Annotated in this window: 17 protein-coding genes and 3 tRNA genes; 11 read left to right on the top strand and 9 right to left on the bottom strand. The window is 59.3% G+C overall.

Annotated features, from left to right (window positions below; all coding sequences use genetic code 11):
• Positions 1 to 67: 67 nt before the first annotated feature.
• From ACA051_RS14330 to ACA051_RS14295, 8 genes are all read right to left on the bottom strand, one after another.
• Positions 68 to 154: transfer RNA gene (locus ACA051_RS14330), tRNA-Leu, on the bottom strand.
• Between the two features lie 162 nt (positions 155 to 316).
• A tRNA-Cys gene (locus ACA051_RS14325) sits at positions 317 to 390 on the bottom strand.
• 46 nt (positions 391 to 436) lie between these two features.
• A tRNA-Gly gene (locus ACA051_RS14320) sits at positions 437 to 512 on the bottom strand.
• 63 nt (positions 513 to 575) lie between these two features.
• Complete coding sequence (pgsA, locus tag ACA051_RS14315; protein WP_497375356.1) at positions 576 to 1,136, bottom strand: CDP-diacylglycerol--glycerol-3-phosphate 3-phosphatidyltransferase; 561 nt, start codon at positions 1,134 to 1,136, stop codon at positions 576 to 578.
• A 32-nt stretch (positions 1,137 to 1,168) separates the two neighbouring features.
• Entirely contained in the window at positions 1,169 to 2,992 is a 1,824-nt protein-coding gene (gene uvrC / locus ACA051_RS14310) for an excinuclease ABC subunit UvrC (protein ID WP_497375555.1), read from the bottom strand.
• 1 nt (position 2,993) lies between these two features.
• Positions 2,994 to 3,635: a response regulator transcription factor GacA gene (gene gacA, locus ACA051_RS14305; RefSeq protein ID WP_008015884.1), complete on the bottom strand. Its 642-nt coding sequence runs from the start codon at positions 3,633 to 3,635 to the stop codon at positions 2,994 to 2,996.
• Between the two features lie 127 nt (positions 3,636 to 3,762).
• A complete protein-coding gene (locus tag ACA051_RS14300; protein ID WP_497310383.1) occupies positions 3,763 to 4,206 on the bottom strand; it encodes a GNAT family N-acetyltransferase in 444 nt (147 codons plus the stop codon).
• Positions 4,206 to 4,964 (bottom strand): carbon-nitrogen hydrolase family protein, encoded by a 759-nt coding sequence (locus ACA051_RS14295; protein ID WP_497310382.1) that lies wholly within the window; start codon positions 4,962 to 4,964, stop codon positions 4,206 to 4,208. Before ACA051_RS14295 ends, ACA051_RS14300 begins: the two co-directional genes overlap by 1 nt.
• A gap of 626 nt (positions 4,965 to 5,590) precedes the next feature.
• On the opposite strand from ACA051_RS14295, the gene ACA051_RS14290 reads away from it, so the two are divergent.
• The 11 genes from ACA051_RS14290 to ACA051_RS14240 all read left to right on the top strand — a co-directional run bounded on the left by ACA051_RS14290 (position 5,591) and on the right by ACA051_RS14240 (position 20,044).
• The gene (locus ACA051_RS14290) at positions 5,591 to 6,679 is read left to right on the top strand and encodes a 3-deoxy-7-phosphoheptulonate synthase (RefSeq protein WP_497375354.1); all 1,089 of its coding nucleotides are present in this window, start codon (positions 5,591 to 5,593) and stop codon (positions 6,677 to 6,679) included.
• Between the two features lie 288 nt (positions 6,680 to 6,967).
• The gene (locus ACA051_RS14285) at positions 6,968 to 7,849 is read left to right on the top strand and encodes an esterase/lipase family protein (RefSeq protein WP_497310380.1); all 882 of its coding nucleotides are present in this window, start codon (positions 6,968 to 6,970) and stop codon (positions 7,847 to 7,849) included.
• 83 nt (positions 7,850 to 7,932) lie between these two features.
• A complete protein-coding gene (locus ACA051_RS14280) occupies positions 7,933 to 8,214 on the top strand; it encodes a peptidylprolyl isomerase (RefSeq protein WP_046048458.1) in 282 nt (93 codons plus the stop codon).
• A 135-nt stretch (positions 8,215 to 8,349) separates the two neighbouring features.
• Complete coding sequence (locus ACA051_RS14275) at positions 8,350 to 10,218, top strand: extracellular solute-binding protein (protein ID WP_497310379.1); 1,869 nt, start codon at positions 8,350 to 8,352, stop codon at positions 10,216 to 10,218.
• Complete coding sequence (locus ACA051_RS14270) at positions 10,218 to 11,279, top strand: microcin C ABC transporter permease YejB (protein WP_497310378.1); 1,062 nt, start codon at positions 10,218 to 10,220, stop codon at positions 11,277 to 11,279. The genes ACA051_RS14275 and ACA051_RS14270 overlap by 1 nt, the downstream gene beginning before the upstream one ends.
• The gene (locus ACA051_RS14265; RefSeq protein WP_497375352.1) at positions 11,279 to 12,301 is read left to right on the top strand and encodes an ABC transporter permease; all 1,023 of its coding nucleotides are present in this window, start codon (positions 11,279 to 11,281) and stop codon (positions 12,299 to 12,301) included. Before ACA051_RS14270 ends, ACA051_RS14265 begins: the two co-directional genes overlap by 1 nt.
• Before the next feature lie 41 nt (positions 12,302 to 12,342).
• Positions 12,343 to 13,917 (top strand): ABC transporter ATP-binding protein, encoded by a 1,575-nt coding sequence (locus ACA051_RS14260; RefSeq protein ID WP_497310376.1) that lies wholly within the window; start codon positions 12,343 to 12,345, stop codon positions 13,915 to 13,917.
• A gap of 146 nt (positions 13,918 to 14,063) precedes the next feature.
• Positions 14,064 to 15,470, top strand: coding sequence for a sigma-54 interaction domain-containing protein (locus ACA051_RS14255; protein ID WP_497375350.1), 1,407 nt, complete (start codon positions 14,064 to 14,066; stop codon positions 15,468 to 15,470).
• 305 nt (positions 15,471 to 15,775) lie between these two features.
• The gene (locus ACA051_RS14250; protein WP_497310374.1) at positions 15,776 to 17,167 is read left to right on the top strand and encodes a GntP family permease; all 1,392 of its coding nucleotides are present in this window, start codon (positions 15,776 to 15,778) and stop codon (positions 17,165 to 17,167) included.
• Between the two features lie 7 nt (positions 17,168 to 17,174).
• Positions 17,175 to 17,948: a 3-hydroxybutyrate dehydrogenase gene (hbdH, locus tag ACA051_RS14245; protein WP_497375348.1), complete on the top strand. Its 774-nt coding sequence runs from the start codon at positions 17,175 to 17,177 to the stop codon at positions 17,946 to 17,948.
• Positions 17,949 to 18,088: 140 nt separating this feature from the next.
• On the top strand, positions 18,089 to 20,044 hold the full coding sequence (locus ACA051_RS14240) for an acetoacetate--CoA ligase (protein WP_497375346.1): 1,956 nt from the start codon (positions 18,089 to 18,091) through the stop codon (positions 20,042 to 20,044).
• Positions 20,045 to 20,050: 6 nt separating this feature from the next.
• Here the strand turns inward: ACA051_RS14240 and ACA051_RS14235 are convergent, their stop codons facing one another.
• Positions 20,051 to 23,491 carry a hypothetical protein gene (locus ACA051_RS14235; RefSeq protein ID WP_497375345.1) on the bottom strand — a complete coding sequence of 1,147 codons (3,441 nt, stop codon included), beginning with the start codon at positions 23,489 to 23,491 and terminating at the stop codon, positions 20,051 to 20,053.
• Between the last annotated feature and the right edge of the window lie 8 nt (positions 23,492 to 23,499).

Genomic DNA, 23,499 nt, shown 5'->3' with positions numbered 1-23,499 from the left:
TCAAAAATTGCGAAGCAGAAACGACAAAGGCCTGCGTGAGTGTCCTCATGCAGGCCTTTGATAGATATGGTGCCCGAAGCCGGAATCGAACCGGCACGCCCTTACGAGCGGGGGATTTTAAGTCCCATGCGTCTACCAGTTTCGCCATTCGGGCGGTAGCGCGGTGAAGTTGTCTGGCTTGTGCAACAGAGGACGAAATATATACATCCCGTCCCGGTGAAGCAAGTTCGCAGATACCCTTTTCAAGACAAAATCTTGCAAGGCTGCGCAAATAAAAAAGCTCCGTAAATCATAGATCTACGGAGCTTGTTTATAGTGGAGGCCGAGGTCGGAATCGAACCGGCGTAGGTGGATTTGCAATCCACTGCATAACCATTTTGCTACTCGGCCTCAAACATTTGCTGTCATGTAGCGCGACATCAAATGCGTACAAACTTGGAGCGGGAAACGAGACTCGAACTCGCGACCCCGACCTTGGCAAGGTCGTGCTCTACCAACTGAGCTATTCCCGCGTCTTGGTGTGGCGCATTCTATAGAATCCAGAAGCCCCGTCAACCCTTTGATTCAAAAAAGTTTTATTTCTTTTCCACGTCGGTCTTCAGATGCGGCCAGGCAACCCGCAGGTATTGGACCATGGACCACAATGTCAGGCCGGCAGACACCAACAGCAAGGCATAACCGATCAAGACCCAGAAGGTGAAGTCCGAGGGATTGGCCAGCAGGATCACCAGCGCCAGCATTTGCGCGGCGGTTTTCCATTTGCCCAGGTTCGACACGGCGACGTGAGCGCGTGCACCCAGCTCGGCCATCCATTCACGCAGTGCCGAGACGACTATCTCGCGACCGATGATGACCGCAGCGGGCAGCGTGAGCCAGAGGTTGCCGTGCTCTTGCACCAGCAGCACCAGCGCAACGGCCACCATCAGTTTGTCCGCTACGGGATCAAGGAAAGCCCCGAACGGTGTACTTTGTTCCAGACGACGGGCCAGATAACCGTCCAGCCAGTCTGTGGCGGCGGCAAATGCGAAGACCGAGGCGGAGGCCAGGTAGCTCCATTGGTAAGGCAGGTAGAACAGTAAAATGAAGATTGGGATGAGCAGGACGCGTAGAACGGTAATCAGATTAGGGATATTCATCGGCACAACTGGCTACGAGGTGAGGTGGCATTCTACTCGCTGTGCAGATTTGCATAAATCAACTCTGCGAGCTTTTTACTGATCCCGGGTGCTTTGGCGATCTCTTCGATGCTGGCACGAGATAGCTCCTGCAATCCACCAAAATGTTTCAACAAATCGCGACGGCGTGTCGGCCCGACGCCTGCAACACCCTCAAGCGTCGATGTGCGCCGGGTTTTGCCACGGCGCGCACGGTGCCCGGTAATGGCGAAACGGTGGGCTTCATCGCGTATCTGTTGAATCAGATGCAGCGCGGGGGAATCACCGCGCAAGGTAAATTCGTGGGCCGCGTCGTTGAGGTACAGGGTTTCAAAGCCGGCCTTGCGCGTCGCGCCCTTGGCCACGCCCAGCAGAATCAGATCAGGCACCGCCAGCTCATTGAGCACGTCGCGGGCCATCGACAGCTGACCCTTGCCACCGTCCACCAACAGGATGTCCGGCAGCTTGCCCTCACCATCTTTCAGTTTGCTGAAGCGCCGCGTCAGGGCCTGATGCATGGCCGCATAGTCGTCGCCCGGGGTGACGCCTTCGATGTTATAACGACGATAGTCGGACTTGATCGGGCCTTCCGGACCGAACACCACGCACGACGCAACGGTGGCTTCGCCGCTTGAGTGGCTGATGTCGTAGCACTCAAGTCGCTGTGGCGGCTCGTCCAGGTTCAACACTTCTGCCAGTGCATCGAAACGCGCGGCGACGTGTTGACGGTTGGCCAGCCTCGCGCCCAACGCCTGCTCGGCATTAGTGACCGCCAATTGTTGCCAGCGCGCTCGCGTACCGCGCACCCGGTGGCTGATCGTCAACTCGCGACCGCGCAGCTCTTCGATGGCCGCAATCAGGGTCGGAAAGTCTTCGTGAACCACGTTGACGATCAGTTCGCTCGGCAGGTCGCGCTCAGGACTGGTAATGAAGTAGTGGCCGAGAAAGGCAGCCATGACCTCGGAAACGTCTTCGTCGATGCCGACCTGAGGGAAGAAGTTCTTGCTGCCCAGCACCCGCCCACCGCGCACGCTGATCAAGTGAACGCAGGCGCCGCCCGGATTGACGAACGCAGCGATCACATCGATATCACCGGTGCCCCCTTCCATGCTTTGCTGATCCTGAACCCGACGCAGCAGTGAAATCTGGTCACGCAACTCGGCGGCGCGCTCGAACTCGAGGTTGATCGCCGCTTCTTCCATGCCCGCGGACAACTCGTCCGCCAGCGCATTGCTGCGGCCTTCAAGGAACATGACCGAATGACGAACGTCCTCGGCATACACCTCAGGCTCCACCAGCCCGACGCACGGGGCCTTGCAGCGCTTGATCTGGTATTGCAGACAAGGGCGCGTTCGGTTCTTGTAATAGCTGTCTTCGCACTGGCGAACAAAAAACGTTTTTTGCAGCAGACTCAGGCTTTCACGAATGGCGCCCGCGCTGGGATACGGACCGAAATACTTGCCCTTGGCCTTTTTCGCACCACGATGGATGCTCAGGCGAGGGAACTGGCCATCCGAGAGAAAGACGTAAGGGTAGGATTTGTCGTCGCGCAGCAGGATGTTATACGGCGGACGCCACTCCTTGATCAGCGTCTGTTCAAGCAGCAAGGCTTCCGTTTCGTTGGCCGTGATGGTGGTCTCGACCTGGGCGATGCGGGCGACCAACGCAGCTGTCTTGGGCGCGAGACCGGATTTACGGAAGTAGCTCGACAGGCGATTTTTTAGATTCTTGGCCTTACCGACATACAGCAGGCGAGCATCGCTGTCGAACATGCGGTAGACGCCGGGGCGCCCACTGACGGTCGACAAAAAAGCGCCTGGATCGAAGACTTCGGTCATTTCAGAGGCTGGCATCGACCATGCCGTGACGCACCGCCAACAGCGTCAACTCGACATCACTGCTGATCGAGAGCTTCTCGAAAATGCGGTAACGGTAAGTGTTGACCGTTTTTGGCGACAGGCAGAGCTTGTCGGAAATGATCTGGACTTTCTGACAGCCGACAATCATTAATGCGATCTGGATCTCGCGTTCCGACAGAGCGTCGAAGGGCGAATCGTTGGTCGGCTGAAAAGACTTGATTGCCAGTTGCTGTGCAATCTGCGGGCTGATGTAGCGTTGCCCGGCAAACACCAGGCGAATGGCCTGGACCATTTCTGGCAACCCGGCGCCCTTGGTCAGATAACCCGCGGCACCGGCCTGCAGCAGCCGCGTAGGAAACGGATCTTCCTCACACACGGTGACCGCGACGACTTTGATATCCGGATGACTGCGCAATAACTTGCGCGTGGCTTCAAGACCGCCGATCCCGGGCATCTTGACATCCATCAGCACCACATCGGGTTTCAACTCACGCGCTTTAAGCAGGGATTCCTCCCCCGACTCAGCCTGGCCGACTACTTGCAGGCCATCGATGTCAGCCAGCATTCGTGTAATGCCTGTACGAACGAGATCATGGTCATCGACTACTAGCACCCTAATCAAGCAGACACCTCGCGATATGGTCTTATTGGGTTGCCGGACACCTTAGCAAAAAGCGACTGGCAGACCTAGCGGCAAGCACTATATAAAAAGTTTCAATACATCTTGAAAGGCTTGGCGCCAGCGTGTTTCAGCGATGGAGCTCATCGACATCGCGCTGCATTCTCAGGAAACACTCGTCTTGGCCGACTACCCTCAGCCCTTTTCTCTCGTACAGCGCTTTGGCCGGATTCGTTTCAAAAACTGTCAGGCGTAAGGCCGGACGCCGTTCCTTGCATGCCATGGCGAATACCTGATCGATCGCCCAGGAACCGGCACCCCGCCCCTGAAACGCTTCCAGCACGTGCAACTCGCGGATATAAAGGGCTTTTGCATCACGACTCAGGCTCACATAGCCCTGCAAGACATCGTCACGAAAGATCAACCAGTTCTCACGCCCCGCCCAGGCAACATCAAAGGCTTCGTCCTGCCATAACAGATCATGCCGAATGTAATAGCCGAGCATGGTTCGGCAGGTCAGGTCGCGCGCGAAATCCAGATCCTGGGAGGTTGCCGGACGCAATTCGAACCCCATCAAGCCTCCACGACCGTCACTACGTGCCCCCTCCAACGGTCAGCGTCTCGGCGCGCAACGACCAACAGACTTCCCGTGCCGGGTGCCGCTGCAATCAGCGAACCGTCCGACGCCCAGATCGCACTGCGCCCTGCCGACACCCAGCCACCGGTCGCACCGCCATGGTTTGCCATTAAAACGGTCATCGAATGGGTACCGGCATAACCTTGCAAGATTTCGGTATCCGGCGCGTAACCGTTTTCGGTGATGAGTACGCCTGCGGCATAAAGGTCAGCGCCTTGTTCCGCCGCCGCTGCCGCGTGACTGGCGTGACAAAAATCCGCGCACACCGCCAACGCGACTGTGTCGGTACCGATCTTCAACGTCGAACCACCCGTTCCCGGCGCAAACGCCACCTCCTCGCCCGGATGCAAATGCTGTTTGCTGTACACCCCGAGCGAACCATCGGCGCGCAGGACCAACGCACCGATCAGAACCGGCGAATCATCCGACAGACGAATCGGCATTCCGACCACACTTGTCACACCCACTTCCCGCGCGAAATCCCGCAGCGGTTTCAGCACCTCGGCATTCGGGTCAATTGCCAGCTCAGCCGCCAGCCCTCGCTCGTACCCGGTCAGCGACAATTCGGGAAAAATGAGCAACTGGACGCCCTGCTCCGCGGCAACCAGCATGAAACGCCGATGCCAGGCCATATTGGCGGCGAGATCACCCGCGATGGAGATCGACTGTGCAGCGGCGATGGTCAGTGTCGTCATGTTTCGTCCTTGTGAGGTGACAGGTTGGGCGGAACACGAAGTGTGTCATAAACCCTGATGCGCTCAAGCGATAGAAAACGCCGCCGGGGCTCGATAGCATTTTCTGATTGAAACCGCGCACCGGCCTCTAGTAAGCTCGGCTCATCCATCGGAGACAGACCATGTTCAACGCCCTCTCACAGCTTCGTACCGCCAGCGCCTCGCGCTCGGTTGCGGCTGCCCGGGCGGCTGACGTTTGTGCTCCGGTCAGCTTTTATTTTGGGTATTGGTTTAGCCACTGGCGCGCCTGATACCCACACGGCGCCCACTTTAAACGGGTCGCCACCAGAGAATTCTCAACCCCCGGTCGGCTTCCCGACCGGGGGTTTTGTTTTTTCAGCCCCGGATTTTTTAGCGACACACCAGACAACCAGAGGATTCACGAAATGAACTACGCCACTTATTACCGTTACGACAGTTTTACCGCCTGGCGATTTAGCAGCCTCCGCTCGGGACAGCCTGCCGCCTCCGATCGGTCACCCACAGGTGGCAAGCACACACACGCAGCCAATCCGGCCAATTGTCGAACACCCCAGTAGGGCCGAGCGCGCGGGAACGAACCCGCCGCCAGCCCAGGAAGCCTGAATATGAACTCGTCCGTCTCTGCTCTGCCGCTGTCCACCTTGAGTCCCGCCAATGAAGCGCTGACCCTGCGTCTGCCCAGCTCGTTGCAACTCAAGCAGCAACTGCCCCTCAACAACGCCCTGACCCGACAAGTCGCCGCCCACCGTGACGCGGTCCGCGCGATCCTCAACGGTGAAGATTCCCGTCTGCTGGTCATCGTCGGCCCTTGCTCGATTCACGATCCACAGTCCGCCCTCGAATACGCGACCAACCTCGCTCGCCTCGCCGCCGAAGTCAGCGACGAGATGCTGTTGGTAATGCGCGCCTACGTCGAAAAACCCCGCACAACGGTCGGCTGGAAAGGCCTGGCCTACGACCCGCGGCTTGACGGCAGCGATGACATGGCCGGCGGTTTGACGCTGTCGCGTGAACTGATGCGCGAAATGCTGCGCCTCGGTTTGCCGATTGCCACCGAGCTGTTGCAACCGATGGCGGCCGGCTACTTCGACGACCTGCTGAGCTGGGTTGCCATCGGCGCCCGCACCACCGAGTCGCAAATCCATCGGGAAATGGCCAGCGGCCTAGGCATGCCGGTCGGCTTCAAGAACGGCACCGATGGCGGCGTGGCCGTTGCCAGCGACGCCATGCGCTCGGCCGCCCACCCGCATCGCCATTTCGGCGTCGACGGCCAGGGACATCCAGCGGTCATTCAAACCCCAGGCAATCTTGACACCCATCTGGTATTGCGCGGCGGTCATCGCGGACCGAACTATGATCGCGACAGCGTCGCTCAGGTGAACAACGACTTGACCCGACTCAAGATCCCGGCACGGATCATGGTCGACTGCAGCCACGCCAACAGCGGCAAAGACCCGGCCCGCCAGCCCGCCGTGTTCAACGATGTGCTTGAGCAACGCCTGCAAGGTGATAGATCACTAATCGGCATGATGATCGAGAGCCATTTGTTCGAAGGCTGCCAGCCATTGAGTCCATCGCTGCGCTACGGCGTATCGGTAACAGATGGCTGCCTTGGCTGGGCCGCAACCGAACAACTGTTGCGCCAGGCAGCGGACCGGCTTCGGGCACAGATCGGCGTTCAACAACCGGCATAACCACTGCCAACCTTCCAGCCCTCGAATGAGGGCTGGGCGTCTGAAAAGCGAATCAGTTGACAGGTAAACGGCGTAAGTACAGTAGGCCGTTGCATTGATGTGCCCCGCGAACGACAAAAAGATGTCCAAATATTCCGAACCGGACCTCACGCTCTTTCGAACTTTCCTACGTTTTCTATACCTTTTTCATCAGCTTACAGCGGAGTCCTCATACATCGCCGAGCAGCTGGTGTGCTTTAGAGTGAGCCCATATTCACATCTCTGAACCACCGCGAAAAAGGAATGAACATGCTACGGAATGCAACCACCCAGTATCCAATCCTGCTGATCCACGGGCTCTTCGGCTTTGATCGCATTGGCAAAGTCGAACTCTTCCATGACGTCAAGCAGGCCCTCAGAAGTGCCGGCGCAAGAGTGTTTATCCCCCACCTCTCGGCTACCCAAAGCAACGAAGTGCGTGGCGACCAACTGTTGGCACAGATCGAACGGGTGCTGGAAGGAACCGGCGCCCAACAGGTCAACCTGATCGGTCACAGTCAGGGTGCCCTCGCGGCACGTTACGCAGCCGCCATCGCGCCGGAGATCGTCGCGTCGGTGACCTCGGTCAGCGGCCCGAACCACGGCTCGGAACTGGCCGACTTCCTGCGCAAGGCCCTCACGCCAGGACGACTACCGGAACACGTCGCGGCAACGGTTGCGACGCTGTTTGCTGATTTCCTGTCGCTGCTCAGCGGCCACCAGACATTGCCGCAAAATGCCATCGCCGCGCTGAATGCGTTGACCACTGAAGGCGTGGGTGCTTTCAACGACAAATACCCGCAAGGACTGCCGAAAACCTGGGGTGGCAAGGGCCGTGAACTGGTTAACGGCGTGCGTTATTACTCCTGGAGCGGGACATTGCAGGGTGACCTTCTCGATAAAGGGCTGGAGGCGGTCAGTCCGCTGCACGGTTTCCTCCAGGCCTTCTCCCGCTACTTCACCACCGAGGCGGAACAGAATGACGGCATGGTTGGCCGCTACAGCTCCCATTTAGGCAAAGTTATCCGTTCCGACTATCCGCTGGATCATCTGGACAGCCTCAGTCAAACCGCCGGCCCGCTGCGCAAGGGCATCGATCCGATTGCCTTGTATGTGCAGCACGCCGAGCGCCTGAGAAATGCCGGCCTATAATTCGTCCGGAACTTTGACGAGAAATAGGCCACTGAATCCGGTAGGCTCCGCACTTTACTGAACATTGAAAGGAGAATTTTTTCATGGCTAAAGCCACTGCCCGTCACATCCTGGTTGCCTCGGAAGCCAAGTGCAACGAACTCAAAGCGCAGATCGAAGGCGGCGCTGATTTCGCCGAAGTTGCCAAAGCCAACTCCACTTGCCCGTCCAGCCGTCAGGGCGGTGACCTGGGTTCGTTCGGTCCAGGCCAGATGGTCAAGGAGTTCGACGCCGTCGTCTTCAGCGCACCGATCAACGTGGTGCAAGGCCCGGTCAAGACCCAATTTGGTTATCACCTGCTGGAAGTGACCAGCCGTCAGGACTGATCAACGCTCTGATATTCTGCACAGCGGCCCGCCTTTTGGTGGGCCGTTGTGTTTCGGATATGTAATACGGCTGGCGAGGGACGCGCCGCTAGCGTACAAATTGCGGTTATCGACCACCCGGCTCTAAGGCTGACAATGCGACTGGCTTTCCCCACTTTGTTGTTCACTGCCGTGGCCCTGCTATTGGGTGCTGCCGGTGTGAATGCAGCACCGCAACATGCGTTGACCGTGTACGGCGAACCGGCGAAGTACCAAGCCGGCTTCAGTCATTTCGCCTACGCCAACCCGCGAGCCCCCAAGGGCGGCACGATGCGTCGCTCGGCCATCGAAATCGGGCATTTCGACCATATATTGCCGTACATCGACAAAGGCATTGGCGTCACGCAGATCGACGGCTTGCTCTACTCGCCCCTGGCCCAGCGTTCGCTGGACGAACCCTTTACCGTGTACGGCCTGGTGGCACAGAAAATGGAGCGCTCCGACGACGGTATGTCGCTGCGCTTCTACTTGAACCCGAAGGCGCGTTTCGCCGACGGCACACCGATTACCGCCCAGGACGTGCGCTACACCTTCGACCTGTTGATGACCCAGGGCAGCCTGCGCTATCGCACCCAGTTCGCCGACGTCAAAGGCGTCGAAGTCGAAGCACCGCTAACGGTCCGGTTCGACTTCAAAAGCAACGAAAACCGCACCCTGCCCCTCGACATCGCCACGTTGCCGGTATTTCCCGAACACTGGTGGAAGACCCGCGACTTCGCCAATGGCGGTGGTTATGAGGCGCCATTGGGCAGCGGCCCTTACAAGGTGGGCAAAGTCGATTCCGGTCGCAGCATCACCTTCGAGCGCAACGCCACCTGGTGGGGCAAGGATTTGCCGGTCAGCCGCGGCCTCTACAACTTCGATCATTTCAGCATTGAGTACTTCGGCGATACCGACGTCGCACGCCAGGTCCTGCGTGGCGGCGCCTACGACTACAACCGCGAATTCTCCGCGACCGGTTACTCCATCGGCTACGAAAGCCCAGCCCTGAGCGACGGCCGCCTGCAAAAAGCGCATCTGGCCACAGAAGCCCCGCAATCGGCCCAGGGTTTTGTCTTCAACCTGCAAAACCCGATGTTCCAGGACCGCCGAGTGCGCCAGGCCCTGGCCATGCTCTGGGATTTCGAGTGGAGCAATCGGCAGATGATGCGCAACCTCTACATCCGCCAGCAGAGCTTCTTTTCCAACAGCGACCTCGCCGCTCGCCACCTGCCGGATGCCGGCGAACTGGCGATTCTCGAACCGCTGCGCGGGCAAATTCCCGACGAGGTCTTCACCCACGTCTTCGAAGCGCCGAAAACCGATGGCAGCGGCGTGATTCGCGACAAACAACTGCAAGCGCTGGGCTTGCTCGAGCAGGCCGGCTGGAAACCCGATGGCGACCATTTGGTCAATGCCGAAGGCACGCCGCTGAGTTTCACCTTCCTGGTCAGCCAGAACGGCATGGACCGGTTGCTGCTGCCTTACAAGCGAACCTTGAAACAGATCGGCATCGACCTGAATATTCGCCGCATCGACTCGTCCCAGTACGTGAATCGCCTGATGAGCCGCGATTACGACATGATCGTCACCGGCTACCCGGTCACTACTTCACCCGGTGGCGAGCTGTTCAACTACTTTGGTTCGACCTCAGCTCACGATCCCGGCGCCAACAACTACATGGTGCTGAAGAACCCGGCGGTCGACACCCTGATCAACGGGCTGGTCCGCGCCGACACCCAGCCGCAAATGCTGCGTTACGCCCACGCACTCGACCGGGTGCTGCAATGGAACTACTACTGGATTCCCAACTATTACCCGCCGGGCACTTCAACGGTGTGGTGGAACCGGTTCGGCATGCCCAACGAGCAGGCCAGCAATGACGAAGCCATCGAAAGCTGGTGGGAAGTGAGCACCACGCCACTGACCAACCAGCAGATGACAGCCGAAAAAATCCGCCGAGGCACACCCGGAGGGCCGCATTGATGTGGGCTTATATACTGCGGCGCCTGCTGCTGATCATCCCGACGCTGGTGATCATTCTTCTGGTCAACTTCATCATCGTCCAGGCCGCGCCCGGCGGTCCGGTGGAACAGGCCATCGCGCACTTGCAAGGCATCGGCGGCGCGAGTGTCGGCGGCGGCTCTGGCGAAACCCTGTCCGGCACGTCCCGGGCCAGTCGCGGCCTCGACCCGCAATTGATCAAGGACATCGAAAAGCAGTACGGCTTTGACAAACCGGCACCCGAACGGCTGTGGCTGATGCTCACCAGCTACGCGCGCCTGGACTTCGGCAAGAGTTTCTTCCGCGGCGCGACCGTCACTGACCTGATCCTGGAAAAAATGCCGGTGACCATTTCCCTCGGGCTCTGGGCGACGCTGATCACGTACCTGGTGTCGATCCCGCTCGGTATCCGCAAGGCCGTGCATCATGGCAGCCATTTCGACATCTGGAGCAGCACGGCAATCATCATCGGTTACGCGATGCCGGCGTTCCTGTTCGCGATGTTCCTGATCGTGGTCTTCGCCGGTGGCACCTCGCTGAACTGGTTCCCGGTGCGCGGGCTGGTTTCGGACAACTTCGAATCGCTGTCGACCGTGGGCAAGATCGCCGACTACTTCTGGCACCTGGTGTTGCCGGTGACGGCGCTGGTGATCGGCGGTTTCGCCACCCTGACGATCCTCACCAAAAATTCGTTCCTCAATGAAATCACGCGCCAGTACGTGGTCACCGCACGGGCCAAAGGCTTGAGCGAACGACGCGTGCTGTACGGCCATGTGTTCCGCAATGCGATGTTGCTGGTGGTGTCGGGGATTCCCCAGGCGTTCATCAGCGTGTTCTTCGCCGGTTCGCTGCTGATCGAGGTAATTTTCTCCCTCGATGGCCTGGGGCGCATGAGCTATGAGGCCGCCGTGTCGCGTGACTATCCGGTGGTGTTCGGCTCGCTGTTTATCTTCACGCTGTTCGGGCTTTTGATAAAACTGATCGGCGACCTCTGCTACACCCTGGTCGACCCGCGTATCGACTTCGCCGCGAGGAACGCCTGATGTTCAAGCTCTCGCCATTAGGCCGTCGCCGCTTTGAACGCTTCAAGAAAAACCGCCGGGGCTGGTGGTCGCTGTGGCTGTTCATCGGTCTGTTTTTGCTGACGTTAGGCGGCGAGTTGATCGCCAACGACAAACCGCTGATGGTCAGTTATCAGGGCCAGTGGTACTTCCCGGTATTCAAGCGCCACACCGAGCAGGAGTTTGGCGGGCAACTGCCGTTTCAGGCTGATTATCGCAGCGACTATGTGCAGAAGCTGATTCACAAGGACGGCGGCTGGATGCTGTTCCCACCGATTCCGTTCAGCGATGACACGCCCAACTATGAACTCAATAAACCGGCACCGAGCCCGCCCTCGAGTGTCAATTGGCTAGGCACCGACGACCAGTCCCGGGACGTCATGGCCCGGGTGATTTTCGGTGCACGGGTGTCGATCCTGTTTGCGTTGATGCTGACCTTTGTCAGTGCGCTGATCGGCATCGCCGCCGGCGCCCTGCAAGGCTATTACGGCGGCTGGGTCGACCTGTTGGGTCAACGCTTGCTGGAGGTCTGGTCCGGGCTGCCGGTACTCTACTTGCTGATCATTCTGTCGGGGTTCGTCGAGCCGAATTTCTGGTGGCTGCTGGGGATCATGGCGCTGTTTTCCTGGCTGGCGCTGGTCGACGTAGTGCGCGCCGAGTTCCTGCGCGGGCGCAACCTGGAATACGTCAAAGCCGCCCGAGCGCTGGGCCTCTCGGATCGTAAAGTGATTGTCCGGCATATCCTGCCCAACGCCATGAACGCGACCTTGAGCTACCTGCCGTTCATTCTCACCGGGGCGATTTCCACCCTTACAGCGCTGGATTTCCTCGGTTTCGGCATGCCGGCGGGCAGCGCATCGCTGGGCGAGTTGATCGGCCAGGGCAAGCAGAACCTGCAAGCGCCGTGGCTGGGGCTGACCGCATTTTTCACTTTGGCGCTGATTCTTTCCTTATTGGTTTTTATCGGCGAGGCGTTGCGTGATGCGTTTGATCCGCGCTCTTGAGCCGCGCTCTTGAGCCTCGATCGTAAAATGGGACAGCTGATATGAGTACCAACCTGATCGAAATCCGTGACCTCAGCGTTGCCTTCAATGGCCAGACGGTGGTGCGCAACCTGTGCCTGGACATCCACCCCGGCGAATGCCTAGCGTTAGTGGGCGAGTCGGGCTCCGGCAAATCGGTGACGGCCCACTCGATCCTGCAACTGCTGCCCGAGACCGGCACCCAGACCACGGGCAGCATTCGCTATCGCGGCAAGGAACTGCTCGGCGCCCCGCCCCAGGTGTTGCGTGAGTTGCGCGGCAACCGGATCGCGATGATCTTTCAGGAACCGATGACCTCGCTCAATCCGTTGCACAGCATCGAAAAGCAGATCGGCGAAACCCTGCTGGTGCACAAGGGCCTGACGGGCAAAGCGGCGCAAGCGCGGATACTGGAGTTGCTGCATCTGGTCGGAATCCAGAAGCCCAAGGAGCGGCTCAAGGCTTACCCCCATCAACTGTCCGGCGGCCAGCGGCAACGGGTGATGATCGCCATGGCTCTGGCCTGCGAGCCACAGTTGCTGATTGCCGACGAACCCACCACGGCGCTGGACGTGACGGTACAGCGCAAAATTCTGATTCTGCTCAAGTCCTTGCAACAGCGGCTCGGCATGTCGCTGCTGCTGATCAGTCATGACCTTAATCTGGTGCGCAGCATCGCTCAGCGCGTGTGCGTGATGAAGGCCGGGGAAATCGTCGAAGAGGCCACGTGCGAAACGATCTTCACCGAACCGAAACATCCCTACAGTTGTTTGCTGCTGAACGCCGAACCGGAAGGCGGAGCCCTGCCCCGGGACGAGCGCGAGAACGTGCTGGAAGTGGACAACCTGCGTGTGCAGTTTGCCCTCGGTGGCGGCTTGTTCCAGCGCAAGACGTACCTGAACGCGGTGGACGGCATCAGCCTCAACATTCAGCGCGGTAAAACCCTGGGCATCGTTGGCGAGTCCGGCTCGGGCAAGTCGACGCTGGGCCAGGCGATCCTGCGCTTGCTCGACTCCGAAGGCAGCATTCGCTTCCAGGGCGAAGCGCTTGACGGTCTGACGCAAAAGCAGCTGCGGCCCTGGCGCAAGAAAATGCAGGTGGTGTTTCAGGACCCCTTCGGCAGCCTCAGCCCGCGCATGTCCGTGGCGCAGATCATCAGTGAAGGGCTGGAAGTGCATAGCCAGCTGACGGCGCAAGAGTGCAAGGCCGAAGTGATTCGCGCGCTGGAAGAAGTCGGCCTCGACCCGCAAAGCCGTGATCGCTATCCCCACGAATTCTCCGGCGGACAACGTCAGCGCATCGCGATTGCCCGGGCGCTGGTGCTGAAGCCGGCGCTGATTCTGCTCGACGAACCGACCTCGGCACTGGATCGCACCGTGCAAAAACAAGTGGTCGCCCTGCTCCGCCAGCTTCAGGAAAAACACGGCCTGACCTACCTGTTCATCAGCCACGACCTGGCGGTGGTACGTGCCCTGGCCCACGACCTGATCGTGATCAAGGACGGCAAAGTGGTGGAAAGCGGTGCCAGCCACGACGTATTCGATTCGCCGCAGCATCCGTACACCAAAGAGCTGTTGGCGGCGGCGCATCCGCGGTAGGCATAATCGCGGCCATCGCGGGCAAGCCTCGCTCCTACAGGTTTTGTGGTTACCGTTGAATTTGTGGCTCGACGCAAACCCTGTAGGAGCGAGGCTTGCCCGCGAAGAGGCCCGCCAAGACAACACACATTCTGGACATGAAACCCATGAACACCACCGAAAGCCTCAAGGACTACCAGCGCGTTCGCCTGCTGGCGATCCGTTCGCTGTTCGAAATCATCGAGCAGTCCAGCGAAGGCACGGTGATTGTCGACCGCGATGCGAACATCGTCTGGATGAACGAGCGCTATGCCCGACGCTTCGGTCTGGAGTCCGCCGAAGGGGCCATCGGCAAAGCCTGCGAAAGCGTGATACCGGGCAGCTTGTTACGTGAGGTGGTTCGCACCGGCCGCCCGATCTTGCTGGACATGCAGGACACGCCAAAAGAACCGTTGGTGGTCATGCGCTTGCCGATCCACGACGACGCGGGCGCCGTGATCGGCGCCATTGGTTTTGCGCTGTTCGACGAACTGCACAGCCTGTCACCGATGCTCAAACGTTACCTGAGCATGCAGGAGGAACTGGCCTCCACCCGCTCGTTGCTGCGGTCGCGGCAAACCAAATACAACTTCGCCCACTTCATCGGCACCAGCGCCGCCAGCCTGGAAGTCAAACGCCGCGCCCGGCGCAGTGCCAGTGCCGAGTCACCGGTGCTGTTGCTCGGCGAAACCGGCACCGGCAAGGAGCTGCTGGCCCAGGCGATCCACGGTGCATCGCCACGTGCGCACAAAGCCTTCGTCAGCATCAACAGCGCGGCGATTCCCGAGTCGTTGCTGGAAGCCGAATTTTTCGGCACAGCGCCGGGCGCCTTCACCGGCGCAGATCGCAAGGGCCGGGCCGGCAAGTTGCAGATCGCCCAGGGCGGCACGCTGTTTCTCGACGAAATCGGCGACATGCCGCTGCCGCTGCAAAGCAAGTTGCTGCGCGTGTTGCAGGAAAAGGAGTTTGAGCCGGTCGGTTCCAATGAAGTCGTCCAGAGTGATGTGCGAGTGATTGCAGCCACCTCCACCGATCTGGAAGCGGCGATCAAGCGCGGCGAATTTCGCGCCGATTTGTATTACCGCCTCAACGTGCTGCCGATCAACGTGCCGCCCCTGCGCGATCGTCTTGATGACTTGCCAGCGCTCAGTGAAGCGATCCTTGAGGAACTGCGCAGCCAGCATGAGTTGAACACCGAAGCATTGGATTTGCTGGGGCAGCATGCCTGGCCGGGGAATATCCGCGAACTGCGCAATGTGCTGGAACGCGCGGCGCTGCTCAGTGACGACCTGGTGCTGAATGCAGGGGACATCCGCGCGGCAATCGGGACGTTTACGCCGGTGGAGCGTGTGGCGCCGAGTGTGATTGAGGCGGATGCGCATGAGACGTTCAGTGAGGCGCGGGAGCGGTTTGACCGGCAGCTGATTGAATCTGCCTTGGCGCAATGCGGGGGCAACGTGATTGACGCGGCGGCGCGGCTGGGGCTGGGGCGGTCGACTTTGTATAAGAAGATGGTGGCGTTGGGGATTGTTTAGTCTCCATAAGGAGACATGCATCTCCATTGGTAGACAGGACCTCTTCGCGGGCAAACCTCGCTCCTACGGGGCACGGGCGCTTCCATTTGCCGGCCCGACCAAAAACCTGTAGGAGCGAGGCTTGCCCGCGAAGGCATCCGCACGGGCGGAAAAAATCTCATATTAGAGACAAATCATTCAACATCACCTTACCAAAAAATAAATATCCTTATATTTCAATACGTTGCATTCATGGCACGAATCTCGCTAAAGCCCTCTCCCACAAAAGATCCCCCCTACAAAAATAACAATCCAGGAGACACACCATGAGTGTGATCATTGCCTTGGCAGCCCTCACGCTGCTGATGCTGGCTGCTTACCGTGGCTACAGCGTTATTCTCTTCGCCCCGATTGCCGCCCTCGGCGCCGTCTTGCTCACCGACCCTTCCGCCGTCGCCCCTGCTTTCACTGGGGTGTTCATGGAGAAAATGGTCGGCTTCATCAAACTGTATTTCCCGGTGTTCCTGCTCGGCGCGGTGTTCGGCAAGCTGATCGAGCTGTCGGGTTTCTCGCGCTCCATCGTCGCGGCAGCGATTCGGCTGCTCGGCACCCGCCAGGCCATGCTGGTGATCGTGCTGGTCTGCGCCCTGCTGACTTACGGCGGCGTGTCACTGTTTGTGGTGGTGTTCGCGGTCTATCCGTTTGCCGCTGAAATGTTCCGCCAGAGCAACATCCCCAAGCGGCTGATCCCGGCGACCATCGCCCTCGGCGCCTTCTCGTTCACCATGGACGCCCTGCCCGGCACCCCGCAGATCCAGAACATCATCCCCAGCACCTTCTTCAACACCACCGCGTGGGCGGCGCCGTGGCTGGGTGTGATCGGCGCGATCTTCGTGTTCAGCGCCGGCATGCTGTTTCTCCAGCGCCAGCGCAACAAGGCTCAGGCCGCCGGTGAAGGTTATGGCACCGAACTGCGCAACGAGCCTGAAACCGCGCCCGACATCAAACTGCCGAACCCGTGGATCGCCCTGTCGCCGCTGCTGGCCGTCGGCATCATGAACCTACTGTTTACCCAGTGGATTCCGCAGTGGTACGGCAAGACCCACAGCCTCGCGCTGCCGGGCATGGCCGCCCCGGTCACCACCGAAATCGCCAAGCTCACGGCGATCTGGGCGGTTCAGGCGGCCTTGCTGGTGGGCATCATCATGGTGCTGGTGTTCGGCTTCAAGGCGATTCGCGGCAAGTTGGCTGAAGGCAGTCGCAGCGCGGTCGGCGGCTCGTTGCTGGCCGCGATGAACACTGCGTCGGAATACGGCTTTGGTGCTGTGATCGCTTCCTTGCCGGGCTTCCTGGTATTGGCCGACTGGCTCAAGAGCATTCCCAATCCGCTGGTCAACGAAGCGATTACCGTAACCCTGCTGGCCGGCATCACCGGGTCGGCGTCGGGCGGCATGAGCATTGCGCTGGCAGCCATGGCCAATGACTTCATCGCTGCGGCCCACGCTGCCAACATCCCGCTGGAAGTGCTGCACCGGGTGGCCTCGATGGCCAGTGGCGGCATGGACACCCTGCCGCACAACGGCGCGGTGATTACCCTGCTGGCGGTCACCGGCCTGACCCACCGTGAAGCCTACAAAGACATTTTCTGTATTACGCTGATCAAGACCCTGGCGGTCTTTGTGGTGATCGGTACTTTCTACGCCACTGGCATTGTGTGAGGTATACATGACGACTCTTTCGGGCAAGACCGCACTGGTCACCGGCTCCACCAGCGGCATTGGCCTGGGCATTGCCCTGAGCCTGGCCAAGGCTGGCGCCAATCTGATCCTCAACGGTTTCGGCGATGCGTCCAAGGTGATTGCCGAGGTCGAGCAATTCGGCGGCAAGGTCGGCCATCATCCGGCCGATGTCAGCGACCCGGCGCAGATCGCCGACATGGTTGCCTACGCCGAGCGTGAATTCGGCGGCGTCGACATCCTGGTCAACAACGCCGGAATCCAGCACGTGGCGCCGGTCGAAGCGTTCCCGGTAGAACGTTGGGACTCGATCATTGCGATCAACCTGTCCTCGGTGTTCCACAGCACCCGCTTGAGCCTGCCGGGCATGCGCGCCAAAGGTTGGGGACGGATCATCAACATCGCCTCGGTGCACGGCCAGGTGGGCTCGGTGGGTAAAGCCGCCTACGTCGCGGCCAAACATGGCGTGATCGGTTTGACCAAAGTCGTCGGGCTGGAAACAGCGACAACGAATGTGACCTGCAATGCCATTTGCCCGGGCTGGGTGTTGACGCCGCTGGTGCAGAAGCAGATTGATGATCGCATCGCGACCGGGATCGAGCCGCAACAGGCGCAGCATGATTTGTTGGCGGAGAAGCAGCCGTCGCTGGAGTTCGTCACTCCGCCCCAATTGGGTGAGCTGGTGTTGTTCTTGTGCAGTGAGGCCGGAAGCCAGGTGCGCGGCGCGGCGTGGAATATTGATGGTGGGTGGTTGGCGCAGTAATCAGTCAACACCCCCCTGTTATGATCGTTCCCACGCTCTGCGTGGGAATGCAGCCCGGGACGCTCTGCGTCCAAAGAGCCGAACGCGGAGCGTCCGTTGAGGCATTCCCACGCGGAGCGTGGGAACGAGAGAGGCAAGCCATGTCCGACACCCTCTGGCAACCCAGCGCCGAGCGCATCAGTAATACCCGCATGGAGGCCTTCCGGCGCTTCATCGTAAAGCGGCACAACATCCACCTCGACGACTACCCCGCCCTGCACCAATTCTCCATCGACAGGCGCGAAGCCTTTTGGCAGGCGATCGTCGACTTCTTCGACATCCGTTTCCACGACCAACCAGACGCGGTACTGGTGGAAGGCCCGCAAATGCCCAGCGCCGAGTGGTTCCCAGGCGCCACCCTGAATTTCGCCGAGCACTTGCTGCGCCGTCGCGACGATGCCGTGGCGGTAATTGCCATTGGCGAGAACGGCCAGCGTGAACACCTGACCTGGGCCGAACTTACCGAGCATGTCGCCGGTTTTCAGAACAGCTTGATCGCCGCCGGTGTCGGCCTCGGCGACCGTGTCGCCGCGTGCATGCCCAACACCTGGCAAACCCTGGTGGCCATGCTCGGCACCACCAGCCTGGGGGCGATCTGGTCCTGTTCATCACCGGACTTCGGCACCCAGGGCGTCATTGACCGTTTCGGCCAGATCGAACCGAAAGTGCTCATCACCTGCGCCGGTTATCGCTATGCCGGCAAGGACATCGACCAGACCGCCAAGGTCAATGAAATCCTCGAACGCCTGCCGTCCTTGCAGCAGTTGATCGTGGTGCCATATGCCCGGCCACAGGCACACATCGAGCATTTCCACACCCGGGCCAACGTGACGCTTTGGGATGATTTCTACGACATCGGCGGCGAGCCGGATTTCGTCCCCGTGCCTTTCGCCCATCCGCTGTACATCCTCTATTCCAGCGGCACCACTGGCGTGCCGAAATGCATCGTCCACAGCACCGGCGGCGTGTTGCTGCAACACGTCAAGGAACACGGGCTGCATTGCGACCTCGGCCCCGACGATCGGCTGTTTTACTACACCACCTGCGGCTGGATGATGTGGAACTGGCTGGTCTCGGCCCTGGCCGTGGGCAGCGCGGTGGTGCTGTACGACGGCTCGCCGTTCCATCCGGATCCCCACCGCTTGATCGACCTGATCGACGATGAACGCATCAGCGTCTTCGGTACGAGCCCAAAATTCCTCGCGACCTTGGAAACCCATGGTGTCAAACCACGCGAGAGCCATGACCTGAGCAGCCTGAAAACCCTGCTCTGCACCGGTTCAGCGTTGTCACCACAGAGTTACGACTACGTTTATCGCGACCTCAAGAGCGACCTGTGCCTGGCCTCGATGTCCGGCGGTACCGACATCGTTTCGTGCTTTGTGAACAGCAATCCTTTTGAGCGAGTGCGTCGCGGCGAAATCCAGGGCAAGAGCCTGGGCATGGCGGTTGAAGTCTGGAGCGACGACGGCAAGCCTGTGATCGGCGAGAAAGGTGAACTGGTGTGCACCCGGCACTTCCCGGCCATGCCCATCGGTTTCTGGAACGACCCTCTGCAGGAAAAGCTGCGCGCTGCGTATTTCAGTCAGTTCCCCGGCGTCTGGGCCCAGGGCGATTACGCCGAACAACTGCCCCACGGCGCGATGATGATTCACGGCCGCTCGGACGCAGTGCTCAACCCCGGCGGCGTGCGCATCGGCACGGCGGAAATCTATCGTCAGGTGGAGAAGGTCCAGCAGGTGCTGGACAGCGTGGCCATTGGTCAGCAATGGCAGGATGACGTGCGGGTGGTGCTGTTCGTGAAATTGCGCGACGGCGTCGAACTGGATGAGGCCTTGCAGCAGCAGATCCGCCAGGTCATCCGCGCCAACACCACGCCGCGGCATGTACCGGCGAAGATCGTCGCGGTGACCGATATACCACGGACCATCAGCGGCAAGGTCGTTGAGCTGGCGGTGAGGAACGTGGTGCATGGACAGAAGGTGAAGAACACCGATGCGCTGGCCAATCCCGCGGCGCTGGAGCAATTTCGGGATCGGCCGGAACTCGCTTTTTAAACGGTTCTATTGAACGCTCGTGCCAGGCCTGCCAGTGCCAGAGGCAGGCCTCTGCGCAGGCACGGAATGGTTCAACGTGATCCGCACCGGATCGAGGATCGCGCTATCGGGATTTGCTTCCAGTGTGTTCCGCAGGAGCGACATGTTGCGGTCAAACCCGGCCTCGTCGGTGTGCAACTGGCTCAGCAGCGAAGTGACCACCGCCAGTGAGTCAGCGTTTTCAAAGGCTTTGGAACTGGCGTGACGGGCACTGCCTTCATCTGTCACCGCAAGCCGGCCGGAGGCCAGGTTCAGCAGCGACGCCACGTCCAGCGACTGTCCACCGCCGACGTTGCCAGCGTCGCGGGCATAGGCGACATCACCGATCTGCGCAGGCCCGTGAAACAGCTCATGGATCAAGTCGTCTGCGACGACTTCATGGTTGAATCCCAGGCCAATGAAGTGCCGGTTGAGATTGGACGTATAGATTTCAATGAACTTCGCGTCGGATTGCCCGGCTGCACCTTTCCACTGTTGGTAAGCGCTCGTGTCGAAAGCGGCAATGTGGTGGGTGTCCTTAAGTGGATCAAGGATGAAGTTACTGATGGAAACGCCCGCAAAGTCGGCCCTGACCGCTCTCAAATAGTTCAACAACTGATTGATTGCATCGTTCGAGTCGCTTCCCATCAGCAGTCTGGCAACCAGATTGCGCTGCGACTCAAAGTCACGATGGGTCAAGGCATTGATCGCGTTTTCGATTTTCGTCCGGGCCCGCGGCAGACTTTCTTCGATGAACTGCCGGGTATAACTGACAGGCAATGTCTTGGTAGATCGCGGCAAGCGGACAGGAGCCACATAGGCAAAGTTGTCGAGTTTTGGTCCCCAGGCTTTGCCCAGACGGTCGAGGGCATACCATTGAAAATTGTTGCGGGCCGCCACCACCGTGAGTTCCTCGCCGATTGCACCACGGGGTCGCCAGGTACCCTGTCCGGCGTTGACGTTACTGGCTGCGCGGACCAGGTCATAGGATTTGTGGCTGCCATGGAGTCTGCCCAACTGGGACTTTGCCAGTCCGAGAAGCTCTTCAGTCTGCCTGCTGAACCGTAACGTGCCCTTGTGGATGAGTTTCCCGGCACCATAAAACACCGTTGGCACATCATCCACGGGGTTGAACAGGGAAACGGACGTCACAAACGCCAGTTTGGTCAGGCGGGCGCCTTTGGACGACAAGGAGATCGCCTTCGACGAGATGCTCAGCGCTTTGGCGCCAGCCCCCACAAATGCGCCGCCCAAAGCCATAGCGTCCATGACGCAACCGTAGATCCCGTCAACGACCTTATTGTGTTCTCCAGAAGACAAGTCCTCGATGCAGTTCTTGAACGGAACCACCAGATTCACGATGTAATCTGCAGTCTCTTCGCCATTTTGGCGTTCTGTTTCAAGTGCTGTCGGCACCGTGGCCATTAACTCGATTTCGTCAAATGTGCGCAACGGATGACTGTTCACAACGAACTCGGCAATTCGCAGCAGCTGCGGATTACCGAAATTACGGTAGTTACTCTGCTGCCGCGCCGTCACAGACGCGGGTGCGGGGAGCTCACCCAGTTTTTCAATAATCCCCATGGTGCTGCTGGCGTCATTTTCAGCGAAAACGCCGCTAGTGAATTCAACAACCGAAAGAGGCAACAATTCGGGAGTCGCAGGTCGCAGGGGCGCATTCAGCTCCCCGTTAAAATCCATTCGGGCGGCAGTCCGCAATTTGCCCGTTGAGGTTATCAGCGAGGCCAGCGTGGTGTTTTTCCGTAATTCACCCCGCAAGGTAAACAACTCATAACATGCAACCGCATTGCCGTGGGCAGCGAACATTACAATGCCAAAACGCCCCTTCACAGCATCGTTACTTTGCTGGGTTTCGTAAGTCGTTGAAATGGGCACCGGCGATAGTGAGAAGTAAGACTCGGTTCTGATCGCTGGAAGACGAACGGTAAAAAAGGTGATCTTACCTTTTAGAAAAATCTCCAGATCATGGGCAAGCATGTGTGAAAGGGCCAACTTCACATTGGTCGCCAGCGCTTTATTCAAATTACCGAGATAATCCCGTAACAGGCGATGGTATTCGACATTGTTGGCCGGCAGGCTCCGTAACCTTGGAAAGCGGCTATAAAGGCTGGTGACGGAGGGATCGTAGTGAGTGGGTCTTTTTTGATTGGTCACACCAGCCAACAAATCAGGCGTTCTGGAAATAACGTTGCCGGGAAAGACCGCGCGGAAATCCCACTGGCCAACCGCGAGATCGGCCGACATGTGCAAACCGACCATCGACATGGGGTTGGGGGATGCATAAAGGCCGGGGTGTTGATAAAGCACTTTGTCGTCCAGGAAATGACACTCCGGCACCGCTCCTTTCAACGCTTCGCGCGCGATGGTTTCGCGGTTGGGCATGGGGATGGAATAGACGTTCGCCAGATGGGTGAAGTTCTCCGCGTATGCCTGGAACGCCGTGATTGCCCGGTCGGTGGTTTCCTTTGCCGCTTGAGTAAGCTCGCTTGCGCTGATAACGCCATTCAATAGCGCCCAGTCAACGATCGGATCGATCATTGCCAACTCCCGCAGTCGGAACAGCGGTTCGCTGACAGGCTCCAGTTCGACATAAGCCATGATCTGCGCATACGTCAGCACACGCGACGCACCCTTCCTGACCGCTTCCGCCAGAGCAACGCCATGGCAAAAGGTGACCCAGGCAACCGAGCCCATCGTCATCGATGCTGGCACGCCCTTGACCAGAAATTCCGGCGCCATGTCCGCCAGCAGCAGATGACACGCCAGCGGCGCCGCGGCAGGATCAGCCCAGCCTTTGGTATAGAGAAAGGCCTGCAACTGCTCGCGCACCATGGCCGGCGACCGCTCAACGTTGCTCGGCGCATATAAAGCGAAGCCGGCGATACGCTTGCGGTCTTGGGTGCTACCCAGAGACGGATAAAGATCCAGCAACAGGCTGGTTACCAGCAGTTGCTCAAGATCTTGTGAAGAGACGTCTTGCCCGGATTGCGCGCCGAACCAAGCCGACTCCTCCAGGAGTTTCCTGGCACAGGCTTGGGCCACCGGATGCTTGATCAACTGAACAATCCGCTCAGCGGCATTATCGTGCGTCGCAATGACGCGCCCCGTTTCGCGGAACAACTTATCCAGCAGTTTGGTGTTTTTGGCGACACGCTGGGTGACCTGCCGAATGGCGTTGCGCTGCTCAACCGACAAGACGGCTAACGACGGATCATCCGTAACAAGCTGCCCCCAATAGTTACCCAACTCATCAACCTCAGGATCGAACTCGGAAAGCGCGATCAGGTTTTTTGTTTCGCTGGCATTCCTTGGAACCCTCAGGCCATGAAACTTCAGCCATTGGTCCACATCGACGAAATCTTCGCTATAAATGTAACCACCGGCTTGTTTGGCAATATCACCTATCACCAGAAGCT

It is taken from the genome of Pseudomonas sp. LBUM1669, from assembly GCF_059695705.1.
This window is presented reverse-complemented; position numbering and strand designations above follow the sequence as displayed.